The organism is Limnohabitans sp. Rim28, assembly GCF_000293865.2.
Taxonomy (GTDB): Bacteria; Pseudomonadota; Gammaproteobacteria; order Burkholderiales; family Burkholderiaceae_C; genus Limnohabitans_A.
This window is the reverse complement of sequence record NZ_ALKN02000003.1, coordinates 138486-156973: the sequence shown is the minus strand read 5'-3', so window position 1 is coordinate 156973 and position 18488 is coordinate 138486. Positions and strand designations below refer to the sequence as shown.

Annotated in this window: 26 protein-coding genes and 1 riboswitch; of the genes, 10 read left to right on the top strand and 16 right to left on the bottom strand. The window is 43.5% G+C overall.

The genetic code is table 11. The features are described 5' to 3' along the window. Nucleotides 1–2 precede the first annotated feature (2 nt). Entirely contained in the window at nucleotides 3–926 is a 924-nt protein-coding gene (locus B472_RS05160) for a hypothetical protein (RefSeq protein WP_019425900.1), read from the top strand. A 10-nt stretch (nucleotides 927–936) separates the two neighbouring features. On the opposite strand, the gene dcm is transcribed toward B472_RS05160, so the two are convergent. After that, on the bottom strand, nucleotides 937–2169 hold the full coding sequence (gene dcm / locus B472_RS05155; RefSeq protein ID WP_019425899.1) for a DNA (cytosine-5-)-methyltransferase: 1233 nt from the start codon (nucleotides 2167–2169) through the stop codon (nucleotides 937–939). A 124-nt stretch (nucleotides 2170–2293) separates the two neighbouring features. Beyond that, nucleotides 2294–2770 (bottom strand): DUF6641 family protein, encoded by a 477-nt coding sequence (locus B472_RS05150; RefSeq protein ID WP_369908181.1) that lies wholly within the window; start codon nucleotides 2768–2770, stop codon nucleotides 2294–2296. Between the two features lie 271 nt (nucleotides 2771–3041). On the opposite strand from B472_RS05150, the gene B472_RS05145 reads away from it, so the two are divergent. After that, a complete protein-coding gene (locus B472_RS05145) occupies nucleotides 3042–4625 on the top strand; it encodes a hypothetical protein (RefSeq protein ID WP_019425897.1) in 1584 nt (527 codons plus the stop codon). 2 nt (nucleotides 4626–4627) lie between these two features. Here the strand turns inward: B472_RS05145 and B472_RS05140 are convergent, their stop codons facing one another. Then, the gene (locus B472_RS05140; protein ID WP_026039337.1) at nucleotides 4628–4942 is read right to left on the bottom strand and encodes a hypothetical protein; all 315 of its coding nucleotides are present in this window, start codon (nucleotides 4940–4942) and stop codon (nucleotides 4628–4630) included. Between the two features lie 28 nt (nucleotides 4943–4970). Next, on the bottom strand, nucleotides 4971–5327 hold the full coding sequence (locus tag B472_RS05135; protein WP_026039336.1) for a DUF6876 family protein: 357 nt from the start codon (nucleotides 5325–5327) through the stop codon (nucleotides 4971–4973). A gap of 96 nt (nucleotides 5328–5423) precedes the next feature. Here B472_RS05135 and B472_RS17315 point away from each other — a divergent pair, with 96 nt between their 5' ends. Then, nucleotides 5424–5723 (top strand): hypothetical protein, encoded by a 300-nt coding sequence (locus tag B472_RS17315; protein WP_116798588.1) that lies wholly within the window; start codon nucleotides 5424–5426, stop codon nucleotides 5721–5723. A 215-nt stretch (nucleotides 5724–5938) separates the two neighbouring features. Here the strand turns inward: B472_RS17315 and B472_RS05125 are convergent, their stop codons facing one another. From B472_RS05125 to B472_RS05080, 10 genes are all read right to left on the bottom strand, one after another. Next, nucleotides 5939–6418: a DUF3293 domain-containing protein gene (locus B472_RS05125; protein ID WP_040505796.1), complete on the bottom strand. Its 480-nt coding sequence runs from the start codon at nucleotides 6416–6418 to the stop codon at nucleotides 5939–5941. A 2-nt stretch (nucleotides 6419–6420) separates the two neighbouring features. Continuing rightward, nucleotides 6421–6936, bottom strand: a complete 516-nt coding sequence (locus B472_RS05120; RefSeq protein WP_019425891.1) for a macro domain-containing protein — start codon at nucleotides 6934–6936, stop codon at nucleotides 6421–6423. A 7-nt stretch (nucleotides 6937–6943) separates the two neighbouring features. After that, nucleotides 6944–7243: a hypothetical protein gene (locus B472_RS05115; protein WP_157951959.1), complete on the bottom strand. Its 300-nt coding sequence runs from the start codon at nucleotides 7241–7243 to the stop codon at nucleotides 6944–6946. After that, nucleotides 7243–7644 carry a hypothetical protein gene (locus B472_RS05110; protein ID WP_019425889.1) on the bottom strand — a complete coding sequence of 134 codons (402 nt, stop codon included), beginning with the start codon at nucleotides 7642–7644 and terminating at the stop codon, nucleotides 7243–7245. Before B472_RS05110 ends, B472_RS05115 begins: the two co-directional genes overlap by 1 nt. Before the next feature lie 272 nt (nucleotides 7645–7916). Next, nucleotides 7917–8363: a hypothetical protein gene (locus B472_RS05100; RefSeq protein ID WP_019425887.1), complete on the bottom strand. Its 447-nt coding sequence runs from the start codon at nucleotides 8361–8363 to the stop codon at nucleotides 7917–7919. Between the two features lie 2 nt (nucleotides 8364–8365). After that, nucleotides 8366–8716 carry a hypothetical protein gene (locus B472_RS05095; protein ID WP_026039334.1) on the bottom strand — a complete coding sequence of 117 codons (351 nt, stop codon included), beginning with the start codon at nucleotides 8714–8716 and terminating at the stop codon, nucleotides 8366–8368. A gap of 17 nt (nucleotides 8717–8733) precedes the next feature. Next, complete coding sequence (locus B472_RS05090) at nucleotides 8734–9054, bottom strand: hypothetical protein (RefSeq protein WP_133176073.1); 321 nt, start codon at nucleotides 9052–9054, stop codon at nucleotides 8734–8736. Beyond that, on the bottom strand, nucleotides 9047–9262 hold the full coding sequence (locus B472_RS16930) for a hypothetical protein (RefSeq protein ID WP_133176072.1): 216 nt from the start codon (nucleotides 9260–9262) through the stop codon (nucleotides 9047–9049). The genes B472_RS05090 and B472_RS16930 overlap by 8 nt, the downstream gene beginning before the upstream one ends. Nucleotides 9263–9411: 149 nt before the next feature. Next, complete coding sequence (locus B472_RS05085) at nucleotides 9412–10068, bottom strand: hypothetical protein (protein ID WP_133176071.1); 657 nt, start codon at nucleotides 10066–10068, stop codon at nucleotides 9412–9414. A gap of 113 nt (nucleotides 10069–10181) precedes the next feature. After that, a riboswitch (SAM-I-IV-variant riboswitch) is annotated at nucleotides 10182–10285 on the bottom strand. Nucleotides 10286–10312: 27 nt separating this feature from the next. Next, a complete protein-coding gene (locus tag B472_RS05080; RefSeq protein ID WP_019425883.1) occupies nucleotides 10313–10603 on the bottom strand; it encodes an H-NS family nucleoid-associated regulatory protein in 291 nt (96 codons plus the stop codon). 474 nt (nucleotides 10604–11077) lie between these two features. Between B472_RS05080 and B472_RS05075 the strand changes: the two genes are divergently transcribed. Then, complete coding sequence (locus B472_RS05075; protein ID WP_019425882.1) at nucleotides 11078–11686, top strand: tyrosine-type recombinase/integrase; 609 nt, start codon at nucleotides 11078–11080, stop codon at nucleotides 11684–11686. A gap of 287 nt (nucleotides 11687–11973) precedes the next feature. On the opposite strand, the gene B472_RS05070 is transcribed toward B472_RS05075, so the two are convergent. Next, nucleotides 11974–12525 carry a hypothetical protein gene (locus B472_RS05070; protein ID WP_133176070.1) on the bottom strand — a complete coding sequence of 184 codons (552 nt, stop codon included), beginning with the start codon at nucleotides 12523–12525 and terminating at the stop codon, nucleotides 11974–11976. Between the two features lie 449 nt (nucleotides 12526–12974). Here B472_RS05070 and B472_RS05065 point away from each other — a divergent pair, with 449 nt between their 5' ends. The 6 genes from B472_RS05065 to B472_RS17415 all read left to right on the top strand — a co-directional run bounded on the left by B472_RS05065 (nucleotide 12975) and on the right by B472_RS17415 (nucleotide 17032). Continuing rightward, nucleotides 12975–13517, top strand: a complete 543-nt coding sequence (locus tag B472_RS05065; protein WP_019425880.1) for a GNAT family N-acetyltransferase — start codon at nucleotides 12975–12977, stop codon at nucleotides 13515–13517. 113 nt (nucleotides 13518–13630) lie between these two features. Next, nucleotides 13631–14248: a hypothetical protein gene (locus B472_RS05060; RefSeq protein WP_019425879.1), complete on the top strand. Its 618-nt coding sequence runs from the start codon at nucleotides 13631–13633 to the stop codon at nucleotides 14246–14248. A gap of 170 nt (nucleotides 14249–14418) precedes the next feature. After that, nucleotides 14419–14853: a hypothetical protein gene (locus B472_RS05055; RefSeq protein ID WP_133176069.1), complete on the top strand. Its 435-nt coding sequence runs from the start codon at nucleotides 14419–14421 to the stop codon at nucleotides 14851–14853. A gap of 286 nt (nucleotides 14854–15139) precedes the next feature. Beyond that, entirely contained in the window at nucleotides 15140–16114 is a 975-nt protein-coding gene (locus B472_RS05050; RefSeq protein ID WP_019425877.1) for a hypothetical protein, read from the top strand. 53 nt (nucleotides 16115–16167) lie between these two features. Continuing rightward, the gene (locus B472_RS05045; RefSeq protein ID WP_026039332.1) at nucleotides 16168–16812 is read left to right on the top strand and encodes a hypothetical protein; all 645 of its coding nucleotides are present in this window, start codon (nucleotides 16168–16170) and stop codon (nucleotides 16810–16812) included. Nucleotides 16813–16837: 25 nt separating this feature from the next. Next, a complete protein-coding gene (locus B472_RS17415) occupies nucleotides 16838–17032 on the top strand; it encodes an AlpA family transcriptional regulator (RefSeq protein ID WP_081504922.1) in 195 nt (64 codons plus the stop codon). A 29-nt stretch (nucleotides 17033–17061) separates the two neighbouring features. Here the strand turns inward: B472_RS17415 and B472_RS05035 are convergent, their stop codons facing one another. Next, entirely contained in the window at nucleotides 17062–18270 is a 1209-nt protein-coding gene (locus B472_RS05035) for a site-specific integrase (RefSeq protein ID WP_019425875.1), read from the bottom strand. Nucleotides 18271–18488: the final 218 nt, after the last annotated feature.

The following is an 18488-nucleotide window of genomic DNA, read 5'->3' as shown; positions in this document are numbered from 1 at the left end:
GAATGAGTAAAGCAAACACAAATGACAAGTACTTTGAAGCATTCGACAAGATCTTCGAGAGCCTCGTTGATGGTCAGTTTTTATGGGTCGAGGACGTACTAAATGATGTGAGAACACCGCACGTTTCGGGCTCTACAAAAAGAAACAAACTTAAAGAATATATAAACACGAAGCCATCAACCATTGAAAAAGTTCGTGGCATCTATCCAAGTGCCTCTACTCTTGTTGCTCTTGTTGAACAAAAGATCAACACGCAAGTCACAGAAGCCAACCTAGAGTTATCCAACAAGGTCGCAAGTGATATTGTAGGAAGCATCTCAGAGCCGTTATTTAAAAAATTCCTTGCTGACAATCTAGGTGAGCATTACAAAGGTGATCGAGTTGACATACCTACAACAAAACTCGTTGAATTTCTGATGAACGAGCTTTCAGACTTCTATGCGAAGTCAGGAAACGCACTCGTATCAATTGCGGGAACACTAAACGAGCAACTACTTGAACAAGCAATGATCAATCAAGGCATGACAGACCTTGAGTACAAACGAACAGGAAAGAACTCGGAAGGCGATTTCGTCATCTACTCATCTGTAGGCAACAGGACTCAAATCGGAGTTGAAGTTAAGAGTTACCACGCTAGGGAACGTCTTCTAAGAGGTCTTCAAGACATCACTACAGAAAACAAAGTTGGTTTTGGATACTTCATTGATCCATCAGAATTCAACAAGCACAGAACAGTTACTTTGCTTCAATCAAACGCTGCTGCAATCTACATGCCTAGATCTACTCTTGAAAAAGTTGAGGCAGAAGCACAAAACATGACATCAAACAAACAGGTCTCATTTCAGCACAGATTTTACAGACCCATTGAGGTGTTTGTCTCTGATATGAAGCACTTTTGCCGAAGTGGTCGTTTGCCACCCTACTGATTTTATGGCGTTATTTTTTAGGCGCTGACTTCTTTTTTGCTTTAAGTTTTTTAGCAACAAGTTTGGCAACAGCTTGGAACACAGGAACAGCGACTGAATTACCAAATTGTTTGTAGGCGCGAGTGTCAGAAACTGGTATTTTGTATGTGTCAGGAAATCCCATTAACCGCGCGCACTCACGTGGCGTGAGTCGTCGAGGATTTTTCTTTGCGCCTTGCTCGACAAGAATTTCAGAGCCATCTTTGTAGTACCGAGCAGACAACGTCCTCGCAACACTAGTCTTGCCAACGAGTCCAAAGCCAAAGCCGTTTCCCTTCTCACGATGCTTGGCTGCGTAGTTTTGAAGATATTGCCAAAGTTTGTCTGAGAGAGTGTATTTTCCATGAACGGTGTTGCTCTTGTGATCAAAGTATTTGCCTTCATCCCAAGCCAAAACTGGTTCGCTTCCATCAGTTTTATGGAGTATTTCACCAAGTAGACGTTCGCCCTTTTCAGGCAATTCAAGATCATCGAAAGAGAAGCCAACATCGTTCTTGAATCCAACAATAACTATGCGCTCTCTGTGCTGAGGAACGAAATGCGCCGCGTCAATGATGCGATAGTCAATCGTGTAGCCTAAGCCTTGCGTTAGTGTTTGCTTGATCACATCGAATGTTCGCCCCCTATCGTGCGATGCCAAATTTTTGACGTTTTCAAGTAAGAACGCTTGTGGCTTCTTTTCAGCAATGATCCTTACAATGTCAAAGAACAGTGTCCCTTGTGTCTCATCTAAAAAACCATGCGCTCTTCCAAGAGCATTCTTCTTAGACACACCCGCAATCGAGAACGGTTGACACGGAAAACCTGCTAAGAGAATGTCGTGATCAGGAACAGTCGAGGCATCAACTTTTGTAATGTCGCCACTAATCCCATGATCATCACCATAGTTAACACCGTATGTACGTTGAGCGTAGTCATCCCATTCACTAGTAAAAACGCACTGCCCACCTACGTCTTCAAACGCAAGGCGAATACCACCAATGCCCGCAAAAAGATCAATGAATTTGAATGAAGGTGATGGCATTTTGCGTTTCTCGGATTCAGCGATCTTTTGAAGAGCGTCAGTGATGTAGTTCATTGGCTGTGTCTCTGATGCCTCCCATCTTCTGATAGTTCTCTCAGAGACACCCAACTCTTCAGCCACACGAGACCTAGATGTTCGAGAGATCGCCAAGCGAAGCAAATCAATAGTTGATGCAGTCATACAGCAAGCAGATTCCTAGGGAATAATTTTGACATTTTGTCAAAATTTCCCCCTAATTGAATTGTACAGTACTGATCTTATGTACAGCACATTGTCTGATGTAAATATAGATATTTTTGCTTGCTCACTTCGCAAATCTAGCCTTCACAGACTCAGCAGCTACTTCGATCTGACCATCAAGTGCCCCTTCGACTACTGCCTCCTGAAGTTTCAGTAGCACTGCGATCAGTTCATCGCCATTCGACACCTCGACAGCGTTCTTGCCCTTCGCCAAGTCGATGACCTTGTTCCCATAGAACAACTGCACAGCCACACGCTTCGTGTCATTGTTCGTGAACCACCAAGTCTTCGTACGCTTCGCTACCTCGATCAGTGAAGCCTGACCACTGACCTCATCAGTGACCTTCTTCATGCGCTTGACTGTGAACGAATCGCCTCGACTCAAAGCCTTAGCCATCTCGATCTGAATTTTCAGCTTCTCATTTAGCTTGGACCTACGGAATTGGATCGGATCGACAGTTTTCTGTCGCTTCGCATTGACCAACTTCAGACTTGCAAGTGCTTGACTCATGTGATTTCTCCTATGTGTTGATAAGTGAATTCGAGCCTATTGCCTAGCCCATTTCGTTCCTAGCCTCACACATTGCATTCAGTTCGGAATTCATGACATTTCAGCCAAGAAGTTATGAAATCCCGTTCGGTCCGCTGACGACACAAAGGAACTGAATTCAATTCGAGATCAATGGGGTGGGATCTTGTTCAATATGGAACAAGTGCTCTATGACACATCTGTTTCTATTAGCGTGTGACTTTTTTATTTTTGAGGGTGTTTTCTAGATAAATAGATGTGTGACTTTTATAGGAGACATCACATGCTAAAAATTACAGTCAACCCCATCGTCCTGCAGACGCTACAAGCCCACTTCCCAAAGAAGAATTCAGCTCAACGAGCCCTTGATAAATACGTGTCAATGCTCGAACAGCAGTTCACTCTGTCAGTGATGCATGGACGCAGTGCTTGGATGAACACGAACGATCTTTATTCGATCTCGCTTCACAAGCAGCGCAATCGAGGTGGTCAGATTGGACCGAACAAGATACGTCTTCAGAATTGGCTCGAAGACAACGATCTCGAATTGGTCGAAGTCAGCTTGCTTGGATCAAACATGACAAAGCGACTCAGTGTCGTTCGACTAACTCATCTTGCCCATCTGTCCCAAGCAGTGACTGTGTTCAAGACGCAAGCAGAAGAGGAAACAGAAGAGTTGAGACAACTACTAGACGACCAATCCATCACCAATCAACAGTTCTTTGAGAAACGATATCCCGAAATCGCATCGATGACTGAAGCTGAGATACGAGACATGTTCGACATCGTGCCTATCGACATGAAGTCACTACGCAACTACATGCATTGGGTTCAGCATGACGCAACAATGATCGAGGGCAAGAAGAAGTTTCAGATCATGACCCAAGCAGACGAGATCATGCGTGTGGCGCAGCATACTGATGGTTTCTATTTTCAGCGCAAGAAAGAAAGTGCATTTGGTCGTCATTACTACAGTGGCACGAGCGTACAGAACGTCAACAAAGAACTACGTCGAGCAATGCTTGGGCATTGTTGGGAGTACGACATTCGGAGTTCAGTGTTTGCATGGCAGATGGGTCATGCACGTGAGTGCTACGAGACGCTAAAGACCACTGAGACTTTTCAGCAAGTCTTCTCGCAAACCCTACTGTTCCTCGAAGACAAGAAAGACTTCATGGCATCAGTGCGTTACTACACGTTCAAAGAAAACTCGAACGTGCCACGTGACTTGCAAGACAAGCTACTCAAGCAAGCAGTTACAGCGATCAGCTTTGGTGCTCGACGTGGAACGAAGGGATGGCGTGTGTCAGCGACAGAGTGGTCGAATCCCGCACTCGTTGAAATCTTCAGAAACAACGAAGAGCGTGAACGCTTCATGAACTGTCCAATTATGAAGAAGTTCATCAGTGAGCAGAACACACTCGACAAGTTCATCTATCAAACGTATCGTGAAGCGAATCCACCATTCATGTCACTGCCTGAAGTCAGAACTCAGTGCGGTGTCTTGTCGAAAGCGAAGGTCATTGCGTATCTGTATCAGCACTTCGAGACTCAAGTCATGGATGTAGTCGCTGAAGAGATGGAAAAGCGTGGTCGAAAAGTCTTGGCACGAATCCACGATGCGATCATCATCGACAAGCGACTAGGCGTGGACAACAAGTACGAGATCGAATTAGCGATGCAGAGTGCCACGTCGAATCCATATTGGCATCTGACACCAAAGGAACTTCAGCCCTTCGAGCGTCCTTACAGCCTAGATCGAGAAGAAATCGAGGCTCATCGAGAGCGAATGGCTAAAGCAGATCGTGAAGCGATGGACAAAAAGTCGAAGGGAATGCTGAGATCGATCTTTGAGTGGGTTGGCTGATATTAGACAGGCGACTCAATTACGTTGCCGTTTGCATCATTGAACGACATCCAATTTTGAGGTGATCGTAAATTTGATTTTTCAACTGCTGCAGCCACAAACCCTAGAACATGACCTGCCTCCAAAATGAGCATCGCATCAGCTTCAACAGGAATGCTTACCCCAATGACATTGTCTTTTTCACTAATGAATACTTCTACATCATCTGCCCCACCCCACAAAGCAGTGTCATGCAGAAGGGTTTGCCATTCAGAAATGATTTTTGGTTCAAGATTTTCGGAAATTCGGAAAGTCATCCGTGCGAAGACCTGACTCATAGCATTCCTTTCAGTAGCCATCAATATATCAGTACTCACTCGTTAGCATAATTGCCCAATGCTCGCCATCGAATCCACAGTACAGTTTGATCTGATCGAGTGGGAAGTCTGTGTATTCGATGTTCTGACGTGCGAAGACGTTTCCACTCCCATCATCGAGCGTCAAGACAGCAGACGTGCCATCGATAGTGAGATTGGCAACGGCGAAGTGGTCATGAAATTGCTTGGGAAGATGTGAGGCGATAGCGTCCATAAGCCAAAAACACTGTGCTTCTTCAGCAAGATACTTTGAGCCATCAGTCAATAAATGACGTGGTGAGATGCGATAGTAATTTTCAGTTCCAATGAATTGACTGAGATTCAAGAGAATTTCGTTTGTGTTCATGTACTGAAGTTTGCTCCCATGTCCAATTCATTCCTAGCCTTGATCGCTATCTCCGTTGTTTCAGGCAGACGGTAGACTAGGGATAAAGGAGTTAGTGTGGAAAAGTTGCTGCCATTTTTCAGACGGTACGGACTATTGCTGTTCCCATTGATCGTGATGGGTCTTGCGATTGATGCTCAGATTTACATCTACACGCATTTCGGTACAGTTGCAGATTTAGACTCGTGGGTATTGCATCTTCTGTACTTGTCATTTGGACCGTTCATATTCTTTCATCAGTCTGAAAAAATGCGATTTAGACATCCATTCAATGCTTGGAAGCGAGTGTTTTGGGCGTTATACATTGGGTTAGCTACGTTTTACGCCATTGCATTCATCGGTGCAGCACTGCTCTGAGAAGGCTATTGGCTCTGCACAACAGCACTGATTGGCTATAGAGTCTTACTGATGAACACGAGCACACAAAAATTTCTAAAAGGTCAAGTCGTCAAGATTCGCCCTGAATTTCAGGATAAGGGGGATGACGAGTACACATGGGTCGTCTTGAACGATGAGGAAAAAGGGCGAGTTGACATCAGTGCCATAGACAGTCTGTTGAAGATCAAGCCTATTCACACCGTTAAAGTCGAGTGGCTTGATCGCAGCTGAACACCGTCACCAAAGTCTGCTATCAGTGTAGGAATGCAATCGCTTGTAACAAGCACATAAGCGTTTTGCTCATAGCGACTTGACAGGCTGTCAGCCTCAGACTCAGTCATCCCTAGAACAAGAAGGCTCTGCTCAGTCCACGCAGTTACTGAGTCTTGACCGATCCCGATGCCGTCAATGACTTGATAGCCCATTGCCTTGATTTCTTGTTCCATTTGGAACAATCGAGCAACGTTTTCCTCGTCAGACAGTTTTTCACTTAGTGGGTTGAAAGCAGTGATGAAAACAGCAGAGTTGACAAGGCTCTTCTCAAGAATCCTCTTTATTTCAAGACAACGTTTCCCAACACACATCGAAAACGGCTCATCAGCGAGGACCCTGTACTCTGTTGATTGGTAAGCTCGAAAGAGTTCGGAAAAACGTCCATCTTCGTTGATCAACATAGTCATTTCCTTTGTGACTCAGCTATTGCGCTCTCATAGAGTGGAATCAAGGCTTGATCTGCGACACAGATCCGAATCCATTTGATGCATGAACTCGTCCATTCATCACGAGTCAGAACCTGAGCAGTGATGCGTGCACCAAGTAGAGGGGGCATCTTGAACATGCCAAGACCGATTGCAGGCATTGCTATCGACTCCACATTGTTCTCAATGGCTACCTTCAGCATCGACTCGACAGCCTGAGCGAGTACCTCTTCGGCGTTGTCAGTTGTGACGTAGTTGGCTGCTCTTGTGTGAATCACGAATTGATTGGGCAGCTTGAACGCAGGTGTGATGATTGCTGCGCCAAGTGCCAATGGAGCGAACTGCTCACAGTAGTCCTCAAGTTCATCACCTGCTGCCCCGTGAATCGCACCTGCTACGCCTGATCCGAATCTCAGGTTGGCATTTGCTGAATTTACGATTGCCTGAGCATCAGGCTGCTTGATGATGTTTCCGTAAATAACTTCGATATTCATAAAAAAATTAGTCACCTACGTGATGCCATTGCTCTTCTGTCAGATCCCTGAGATATCGGTCAATCTCCTCAATGGCACCATGAGAGTTAGCCCATTCAATGTGCTCTCTGAATCTTGCAATTTTTAGCATCGCTGGTGTGTCGTGCCATGCACCAAGAATCAGCGGCAGAGCAGGATTCCATCCAACGCCTTTTTGCTGCTTGTCAGGTAGTTTCTTCCAAAGAAGATTCCACTCTTGAGGCTGTGGGCACACACGCTTATTCATTGAACAGTAACGCATGAGTTCTTCAAGTATCTGTGTAGACATCATTTTCCTTTGGGGTAATTGCCTGATCTGATCGCATCATGAGGCGAAGGTGCACCGCACATATCGAATCGAGCAACTTTACCGCCCTTGACCTCAGCAACAACAAGTGAAATCAAGTTGTCTTGCTGATCTTGTGCAAGCACTACGCATGGACCAGGAATCTCCCGTTCAAGTTCTGCCATCTCTGCCCAAACTCTCTTTCCTGATGCTTTCACTGCCTCAAGTTTGGGTCTGATGTAATCAAGAAACTCCTGCTTAGACTTGATTTCTGAAAAAACCCATTGTGATGCGTAGTGAAAGTCGTCAGAGAGGATGCTCTCGATGTGGCTCGCATCGAGAGTGTTCATCATTGAGGCATACGCCTTGAGTGCCACCTCTTTTGTGAGTTCATTTGATTTCATTGCCAATAGTCCTTGCTCTCAGAGAGCCAACGAATAGACGTTCCCACTTGTGAAATGGAGCTTCGATTGCTACGCACAGATTTGATTTGATCGCATGCAAGAGAAGTTCGTCTGTGTCGCAGAGATGAACCTGCTTCTGACATTGATTACAGAATCTGATTCGCTTCTCTTTTGTCTCATCAAGATCATCCCATTCAGCCTCGCATTTGAAGGCTATCTCGCAGTTTCTTATCTGAAATTTCATCTCATCGTCAGTCATACTTGTTTTCCTCTCAGTCATCCCATGCAAAGCTGAAATCGCCTCGTTGAAGATACTCAGCGAATTCAGGAATTAAGTCTAGGTAGTAGCGATTCATGCGTTCGACCTCCTCTCGATTCATGCTATCGCTGATGAATGTTGTGCCACTTTTCTTGGGTGCCTGAATATCCCCTTGATGTACTCGATTCAAACCATTCGTGAGTGCCTCAGCAAGTTGCCTTGCATCTTCACCATCAAAGTACTTTGTCAAAGCCATGTCTTTTGGCTCATAGTCTGAAGTGAAGTGCTTCATGTACTCAGGGTTACTAGTCTGCTCAGGATCAGGCTTGGTTCCTTGAGCAGACCACCCATTTTTTTTTGCGAAATCAAGAAGAGTACGCCACGTCCACACATCAAGCATGTACTCTTCAAGAGAGCCATCCTGATAGCTCCCTCGATACATTTCTACTCTGAATGTCATGATCAGAACTCACATTTACTTGGGTCACTCATTTCAAGTCTGCGCATTTCACAACGCTCCTCGTACTCCATGATCATGAATGTTCCACAGTTCATACGCTGAGTTGGGTTCTCTTTGAGCCGTTCATAGTGGGTTGAACTTTTTAATGGCTGTAACTGATTTTCAGGCACAGGTCCAAAATTTTCCATGAAGTGCCTCCCCCACATATTCCACTTCAATTTCTCTGCTGAGTGGACAATCCATACCGTTCCTTGATGTCGAATTCTTAAACGTTCACGCATCGTCTGTTTTCTAAGTACCTTCACTATTTTCCCTATGTTCTCAGGGTTGTATGCGTCAATGATGATTGCCATGTCGCCTTCAAAACACTTCATGCTGCCACCTCTAACAACGACTTGCGTTCGACATGCTTGCTCCACAATGGGATCATCCAAGAGTCAGGGTGCTCAATCTTTTCCCTGAATGGTCGAACATCAGTTTCGATGTAGCCATCATTAAAAACATGCCAAGTCTCGTCATACTCAGGCTCAATCAGCCAACAGATGCCTTGATTTTTATCTGAGCGCGGTGACCCAAGTACCCTCACGATTCGACCTACGTTATCTTCACAGCCTCTTTCATCGAAGATGATGACCGCTAGATCACCCTCTCGACACTTTAGAGACTGCATGTCATCAATCTCTTCATTCACAGCCAACTCCCTTTGTAATCGTTGCGACAAGGGATAGCAAGTCAGCCTTGCTGCAGGTCACTTGAAATTGAGTCTGCTCAGCATCGGGGTTCTTTGCACTACCCCACTGACTTGAAATCTTCAAGCTATAACTGTCTTCAACTAGATCGACCTTCGTGATTTCTGCGAAGTACTTGAAATCGCTGCTCTGAAAAAATGCTGTTTTCATTTCCACCTCTCATCCTGCATCACTTAGGATGCGTCTTGCAGCGTGCAGGGGAGTCGCAGCATGACGCTTTAGCAGTACTTGATTAATCGCTCTGCAAGTTGCCCTTAAATCAGCGATCCCCACATTAAAGAGCGTGGGGGGCTCTGTCTTCAATCTTTTTTTGTTTCTTCTTCATCCAAACCTAGCGCAGCTCGTCGCTCATCAAGCCATGAATCTATGCGTTCATGAATAAGTTCCCCGAACTCTGCGTAGAAACTTGAACTCGCATCCACAATAAAGTCATGAACTTCTTCTCGTGGATAGTTTTCATACTCAAAATTCGCATCGAGACATGCAATCAAGTCCCACGCACCAATGAAGAAGTCAGTCAGCTGCTTTAGCGTAAGTGGCTTGCTAGATGTGCGACATGGGTTGTTCAACGTGTCCCCACCGTATTCATCAACCACTCTGTAATAGATGCGATTTTTTCCACGCTTCGCATAGACACATGTCACGTCTTGTGTCGTAGATGCGATAGTGATTCTTGCAATCTCCACCTCCTCACCGAGACGATCAGGGAGATATTCACCTCCCATGAATCGAGGGTGAATGCGTCCAATTGACTCTCTGTCATTTCTTGAAAGTGTTGGCTCTTGGATCAGGGTACTTGCAAGTTCAGTCTCGTCTGCCTCAACGAGCCTTTCGTACAGAGCCTTGCGCTCTGCGCCCTTTATGTCTGACGACAGTGTGATTTTTTTGTCATGCGCCCAAAAGTACGTTTCAGGGCGATATGCGAGGTCAATCGCAGACGAACGAGTAGTTGGCATTGCCATCTCCTTTTTAGCGACTTTGACAATGCGTCGGGGGTCGCAATAGGGAACAAATCCCCCCAACCGTTTAGGACGGTCAAGCCATAAAAAAACCCGTCTCAAGGACGGGTTAGCACTTGTGTTGTTGTCTGTTCAGACCACATCGCCTTCTAGGCGACCACCTTGCTCAAGAAAGCAGGTTGGTGCGAGTGCTACTCGTCTCTTGATGTGCTTCCACTGTATCACAATGGAAATGTGACGGTCAAGCGATAGCAAATTTGTTACGATCCTGCCCTTCGATCCACTTAGGTGCTTTGCCACGACCTGTCCATGTAGCACCACTGATGGGGTCTTTGAACTTGGGTGCAACTGAGCCACTAGCCTTGCGTCCACGCTTTGCAGAAGCACCAAACACATCTTCTTTGGTCAAGCTGTACTCAGCAATGATCGCTTTCACTTGAGCTATGCCTTCAGCTACATGTGCTTTCTGTGCAGCCTCAATCTGAGCTTCAAGGGCAGCTTTCTGAGCGAGAAGTTGGGCAACCGTGGTCATGTGTGATTCCATCCAAAAGTAGTTGTGATTAATTGGAATAGTACGTCACAAACTGCAGAGATCCAAGCACAAGCTCATTTTTCATCCGTATACGGACCATATACGGAAGATGGTAATTGCGCTTGCCGTGTTGGATCTGACGAAGAGGTAGAACTTTCCTTTTGCCTCTGCACAGTTTGGGTTCTACGGTAGCTAGCGCAGAGGCATGTCTGCGAGTATTTGAGAATACACACAGACGCATCAGATCCACGCACAAGCGATTTTTTCGTGGTCAGTGACTCAGTGTCAGTCATGGACACTCATGCACTCAAATCGAGTTTTTTGGAGAAAATGTTGACTAATCCATATTAATCAACATTCCTCACTTAACTTATTGATTTCCAAAGAATTTGCCAATCTTTTTCTAAAGGCTTGTCCTACCTAATGTTTGGGAATATCGTATAGCTCATAAATCTCAACATTTGGGCTACTAAGATGAGTCAAGCAAAAATTCTCACTGAAAAAGAATATCGTCGTGTCTTACTTCTTCTTGCGAAGAAGAAGCATCAGTCACGTAACAAGTGTCTTCTTGCAATTTCTCATCTTGCAGGTTTGCGAGTAGGCGAAATTTCAAGTTTGACACTCAAGCACGTATTGAATGAGGATGGTTCGATCAAAGACGAGGTTTTTCTGTCAGCAGACGAAACGAAAGGCAATCGTGGTCGCACCGTTCTGTTTCCTCAGAAACTGCGTGAAGCAATCACAGACTATCTGTCTGTACGATTCAAGCTCAAAGAGAAAGACTTGAAGGTCTTGAATCAAACAGACACATCACGTGCATTGTTCTACTCGCAGAAATCGCACATTGAGGGTTTCGATCCCAACACTCTTTCGCAGTGGTTCAGTCGCATCTATCGTGAGAGTGGACTGAGTGGCTGCTCAAGTCACAGTGGCAGACGCAGATTTGCCACTGTATTGAGCGAAAACTCAATCAATCCAAAGATCATTCAGAAATTACTTGGACATCGTCAAATTCAAACCACTTTTCTCTACGTGGAAGTTTCGCCCAAGAGCATGAGAACTGCTGTTGAATTGTTGTCTTAATCTTTTTTAGTGGCACGCTTTACAAGTTTGTCACTGAGCTTGCAGTTTGGATTCCGTCTCAAATGACCAAAATATGCGGTAGCTCCTACTGCCTCAGTATGTGGTCGAACGGGTTTACCGCATTCAACGCATTTGAATTTTAAAGGCGAGTCTTTGACGACTGAATCGTTATAGTCTCGAATTTTTAATGCTTGAGCCACACTCAGTTTAACCATGCAAAATTTTGCTCTAGCCATTTCTCTCTCCAAAAAACTCAATAAAAATTTATTGAAAATGTGAATGATTTATTAGGGAAAAATTCCCTTTGCAACTCGTTCAAGAATTACATTCCCTTTTATTAAATATTCACGCACAGCATTTATCGACTGTGTGGCAACTTTGGGATCGCTGTGGTCGCTGACAACAATCTTTGTTGGGTCAGTTTCGTGACCACCATCGCCATGTTGCAAACGAACAGGCATTTGATCACCTTTCAGCTTGTAACGTTCAGCCTTCTTAATGTAGTAGAGACGCAGCGCAGCAAGTACCTCAACCATCTTTACATCTTTTTCCGTTTTGCCATCAGTAATTGCTTGCTGAGTAAGTTTGGCATGGCAATCGAGCGCATGTAGGTAGATACGCATGGACTCAAGCTTAGGTGCAGCGTCCTCTGTCAGTCTCCACTTCGCATTCAGCTTGTGTTGCCCATGCTCAGCCTTGAGCCTCTTCATCAACTTCTCAGCTTCATCACGTGTCTGTCGTGGAGATAGATGCTTGGGGATGGCAAACAAGTAGTAGTTGTCATCAGTAGCTGTGGCTTCAGTCGCAAGGTCAACGCCATTCGAGACGATGGTGAACATCTTGCTCCCATGAGATGTCCACCACCTATCAAAACCAATGCTCGTGTCACCCCACTCAGCATAGTCCTTAGACACGACCATACCTCGCAACTTCGCACGTTTCAAGAACTCATACCACTGTCTGTATGGCTCTTTGTTGAGAGGGCTTGCTTTAGGGAGTCGTCGTGTAGTCATGAAGTTGTTCAATTTGGAACAGTTCATGGATCTTATGTGGAAATTTTGGTCAAAGCAATATGCAAATTCAAGATGCTTGGACCATGATTATTTGATTAATTTCAATTCGCACATATGGATAATAAAAGTCGAATTAAATGAACTGACAACTCAGCCCAATAATTCAAGATGCTTGGTCCAAGTTTATTAAGTTAACGAAAAATCAATATTTTGAGATACTAGAGTCTGAATTAGGCGAGGTGCTTAATTTATTTTAAATTGAATAGGAGATTATTATGGAATATTATGATAGCGGCACTTGCCTATCTGAGTTTTATGCAAATGAGGAGAAATTTTACGCCAAGGAGCAAATTAATATTGTGGAAATTTTTAACATTAAAGAGAAACGTAAATGGATGGAGTTTTTCATGAAAAATTATAGTGGCGGTAAGATTGAATTGAATGAAAAAATGTTTGGTGTTAATTGTAGGTTTTTTGTTGCGAAAAAAAATGATAGTAGTCTTGGATACATCAGAATTACAGATAAAACAAAGGCATATGAAAAATATTGCAAACAAGAGGTGTGGTGCGCATCAGATGCATTTGTTAAGAAAACATATAGAAATCAAGGTATTTTATATGAATTGATTAATTATGTGATTAAGAACTGCAAAGTTAAAGTATTGAGAGCTGAAACTGAGCGTCTGGACCGCTACTCTTATTATTATCAATCACTGGGATTTACCGATTCATTTCAAATAATTAATAGTAGTTTATCAATTGCCGTGCAAGCAGACTTCGCGGAGATAAGCAACAAGCGAAATTCCGACTTTAGTTGATTATTTCAAGATGCTTGGACCAAGATTATTGAATTATCAAAAAATCATTAATCTGAGATACTACAGTCTGAATTGAGCAATTTGTTTAATTCTTTTTTAAATAGGAGTTTGTGATGGCTAAGTTTGCAATGGTTATTTCTAAAAATATAGACTTGAAATCCGTCAAGTTATTTCAGAAAAAATATACTGAAAAAAATCTTAAGAAAAACTTTAAATGTAACAGCGTAACTTTGTTCGATAGAAATGTGAATTCATGGGATGTCTTCGAAAAAAAATTCAAAATTAAAGAAGAGACATTCGAGAAATTGTCATGGCTTCTTCTTTCTGCAGATAAAGATACATTGATTGAGTATGAGCATGTTAATTTCTCAACTCGCAAGTTCTTCATCTTTAGCAATGATGCAATGCAACCAATTTTAAGCTTTGATTGCTTGTCTGATGATGTTTATATTGCATCGTTTGAGTTAAATCAAGACTCTGCTGAGGAATTTATAGAGAAGTTGGATGGTGTTAGTGATATTGAATATCGAATTGGACAACTAAATGAAGCACAAGAATTATTCGACTCATTAGAAAACATTGCTGACGAGTGTAATCTGAACATTTTTTATAGAAGTGCTAAGGACGATATTGATGAAGCATTGCATGATGCAGAAACAAATTTTGAAAATCTGAAATCAGAGATTCAAAGCATTGTCAATTCGTCTTGGACTTCTGCAGTAATTATTTGAGCGATGAAAAATCAAATTTAAGAAGTGTGGTCCACACTTTTTGAATTATCAAAAAATAGTGTTTCTGAGATACTAGAGTCTGAGTTAAGCAAGGTGCTTCACTCATCACCAATGAGTAAATCGTAGCCTGATTTACTTGTAAATTTTATTTTAATCTAATGAGGAATTATATGAAGAAAATTGATATTAATGTTATTTTGACTTTCTGTAGCTATAAAGAGTATGGTTCTCAGGAAATTTTTGATGTCAGCTTGAGCTATGGAAAGAAAGATAAAAGCGCAAGAAAGCTGCTAGATCAAAGTGGTTTCTTTGACACGCTAGTGCAAATATGTCGCGAGCGTGGACGTCTCCCCACTGAATTAGTAAAAATTAGTACGGCTGCTGATTGGACTAAAAATGGATTTGAATTTGATATAGAAAATGGCAAATGGAGTTTTGGAAGTTGGCGTGGACAAAATATCTCGTGGTCAGATAATCTTGTGAAACTTTATAGTTTTGGAATGGACGATGACACTGCTGACTGCGATTTGAATTTGCATGCAATGCTTGGAATTATGGCTGCTAAAAATGCAGCTAAAGCACTTAAAAAGATAATGAGCAATTAGTTGATGGAACAAAGAAACGTCTTTCATGAGACTTTTAAATTCAAGAAGTGTGGACCACACTTTTTGAATTATCAAAAAATAGCTTATCTGAGATACTGTAGTCTGAATCGATAGTGATTCGAATAACCAAAGAGGCATTTATGAATAATATGTTTTTCAGCGAAGAAATTATCGATATTGAATTTTATTTTGGAATTTACATGGAAAGCAAGGAGATGGTATTTTACTGATGGCAAATTGAGTTGGTTGGTTGATTTGTAAATTATTTTATTTAAGGATTTATTTTATGTTTAAGGCAACGAATGTTCAAATTGGAACATATAAGCAGTTGGGTAAGGACGTTGGGGTTGTTGCTGCAGTAAACAGTGACTCAAATATGAATGTCTCTGTTTATTTGTCTGAGCGTGACAAGTACAAGACTGAGTTCAACTCGTGGTCGAAGAAGACTGCTCAATCGACGCTTGAGATGTGTCGAGTGGTCTTCGATGCGAAGAAGGAGCTTGGCAGTCAAGACTTCTTGAAGTTCTGCAACGAGATTGGTCGCAAGGGCGAAGATGCGACTGTTCGCAAATACCTGAAGATTGGCGAGAAATACGACAAGTTCTATCAGTACGCAGAACTGTTGCCCAACTCTTGGACAAGCATCTACGAAATCACTCAATTGCCCTCTGAAACATTCGAGGCACTTGTGGCAACTGAGAACAGCTTGGCGAACATAACGGGCGATCAACTGAAGCAGTTGATGGGCAAGAAGACTGAAGATAAGTCGAAGACATCTGCTGCGAGTGCTGTTGCCCCCAAGACTACTGCCCCGACGACTCCTGTGCTCACGACTATTACGCCCGCGAATGCAGTGCCTCAGACTGCTCAGACTACTCAGGAAGCGCATGAAGACATCAACGCTGCATCGAGCAAGACTGAACTGTCTTCGACAGCTACAGCGTCTTCTGATGCTATTCAGAACGATTCGAGCGAATCGGTCAAAGAATCCACTGACGAAGTGAATGAAGTCAAATCAAGTCAGTCCACTCACGAGTTCGCAAAGCAAGCGACGAGCACGATGCTTGAGCGTGTTGCTGCGACTGCAATGACAACTGTTGAGTTCGAAGCTGAAGAAGTCTTTGAGCCCTATGAAATCACGATTCGCTTCAACAAGATGCCATCTGATGAAGCCAAATTTGAACTCGCTGAATACGTCTACAAAGTTAAAAACAAGTACCGTCTCGATATTGAAATCGTGAACAACTACGTCGAAGTTTGACGATATCGAGAGAACAGCGGAGTCCGCTGCACTCTCATCTATGAAAGTACCTTATGTTTATCAATACAGCTAAAAAATATTCGCCTCAGTCATTGAGTGACTTCATATTCCCCAACGCAGAGGCGAAGGACACAGTTGACGCATATGTTCTTGGTGGTGAAGAACGACCACTGATTTTTCATGGGACGAATGGGACAGGAAAAAGTCTGCTTCAGAGACTAATCCCCAATGCCATCGAACAACGTGTAGCAAGCCTTCAAGTCGTAAAGTGTGCTGATCTGAAATCTGCTGACGACATCCATGATTTGTATGGACGTAACAAATATTTCAACCGAACGTTCACGATTGATGGTCAGCGATTCAATTACATCATCATCGAAGAGTTCTTCATGACCAACAAGAAGATGATTGACGCATTGAAGATCGAGCTCGATCAGACTCTTGGCACTGACTTGACGATCTTGAGCACAAATCGTTTCGAGAAAATCGATTACGGCATTGTGAGTCGATCAATTGATCTCGAACTGATCCCATGCGAGCCAAACACCTTTTTTCCACATGCCAAGAAGATGTTCATTTCAGAGGGCATTGTCTACGACGATCAAAAGTTGCTCAAGACACTTGAAGTGACCTACACCTTGCGCCGAGACAATCGCAAGTACTACCAAGCAATCGATAGCTTGTTTCGAACAATTTAATTTTTACTTTATTGGAGCTACAAATATGAGCAAACTACTGCGTGTCAGCGATATCGTGCGCAACAAGAAAAAAGGAACTGTGGGTTACTTGCCCATCTCGAAGTCTGCTTGGTGGAGTGGAGTTGCTGAAGGCAAGTACCCTCAGCCCATTAAACTTGGACCAAAGACAACGTGTTGGCGAGAGTCAGATATCTTGGCTCTCATTGAGCGAGGTCTTTAACGGACATGTGAGTGAATGAATCTCTTGGTTCATTCACTCTTTTTTATGCCGAAGCAATAGTCTGCCCACGCTTGCATGAGTTCTTTGCGCTTCTCAAAGTAGTCACCACGCTGATACGCTGCTTCGGTCTGATCTGCCAACGAATGTGCCAATGCTTGTTCGCAGACTTCACGTGGGAAGTTGCCTTTCTCTGCAGCCCAATCTCGGAATGACGATCTGAATCCATGCACAGTGAACTTCTCGCAGCCTTTTTTGCGCTGCAAATATTTCAGCATCGTCATATTTGAGATTGGCTTTGTTTTTCTTGTGGCACCATGAAAGACATAGGTGCTTTCTTTCTGATCCATTGGCTGCAGGATCGCTGTCAATTGCGTTGACAATGGTACTCGATGCTCAATCCCACGCTTCATGCGTGACTTGGGCACGATCCAAATATTCTTGTTGAGATCTATCTCTTTCCATTCAGCGTCTGTTGTCTCTGTCGTGCGTGTCGCAGTCAGAATGCAGAACACAAGAGCACGTGCAGACGTTGATGGGTCATATTTGATTGACGCAAAGAAGTTGGGTACATCGTCGTAGGGCATTGCAGCATGATGTTCAATTCGCTTGCGCTTGTTGATCGTGGGCAGTAGTGGCTGCAAGTTATCTTTGTAGGCAGCGGCGTTCGAAGCTGCTCTGTAACCTTTAGCGATAGCCCACCCAAGCACTTTCTCAATACGCCCACGCAAGCGTGTTGCTGTTTCATGCTTCTCTGTCCAAATAGGCTTCAAGATAGAGAGCACCTGATCTTTTGTCACCTCAGCACATGCCACTTTGCCAATCTTTGGATATGCGTAAGTGTCTAGCGTGTTCTCCCACTGCTGAGCATGTTTCTCATTCTTCCATGATGCTCGATTCGTTTTGATGAATTCCTTCGCTGCCTTCTCAAACGTGATCGAATGTGCCTTCGCTGCTTTCTGCTCAACCTTGACCTTGTCACGTTCGTCACGTGGGTTCAGTCCGTTTGCGACTAACTTCTTGCATTCAAGTGTCTTTGCACGAGCATCAGCGAGTGACACATCTATAAGTGAGCCAAGCCCCATCGAGTTCTTGCCTTGAGCGCCCCATCGAAAAATCCAACTCTTATTGAGCGTGTTAGTCTTCTTCGACAGTTGAATTTTCAAGTGCAAACCATTGCCATCAGAGTGCATGCCAACCTTAGTCAATGACTTGATTTTGAGTGCGTTCAGCTTGCTCATTTTGGTGTCAAAATAGTTCTAAAAAGATACACTCTAAGATACACTATTTGCTCTGACTAGTCAAATTCTCTTTGGACAAATTTGGACAAATATTTACGTAACTAGTTGATTTATATAGAAATAATTGGACAATTTGGACGATAAAAAACATGTTCAAGCATACAGTCCTAAAGACACCGCTTCCGCCAAGACACCACGAAAAACGCCCCTCTCAAGGG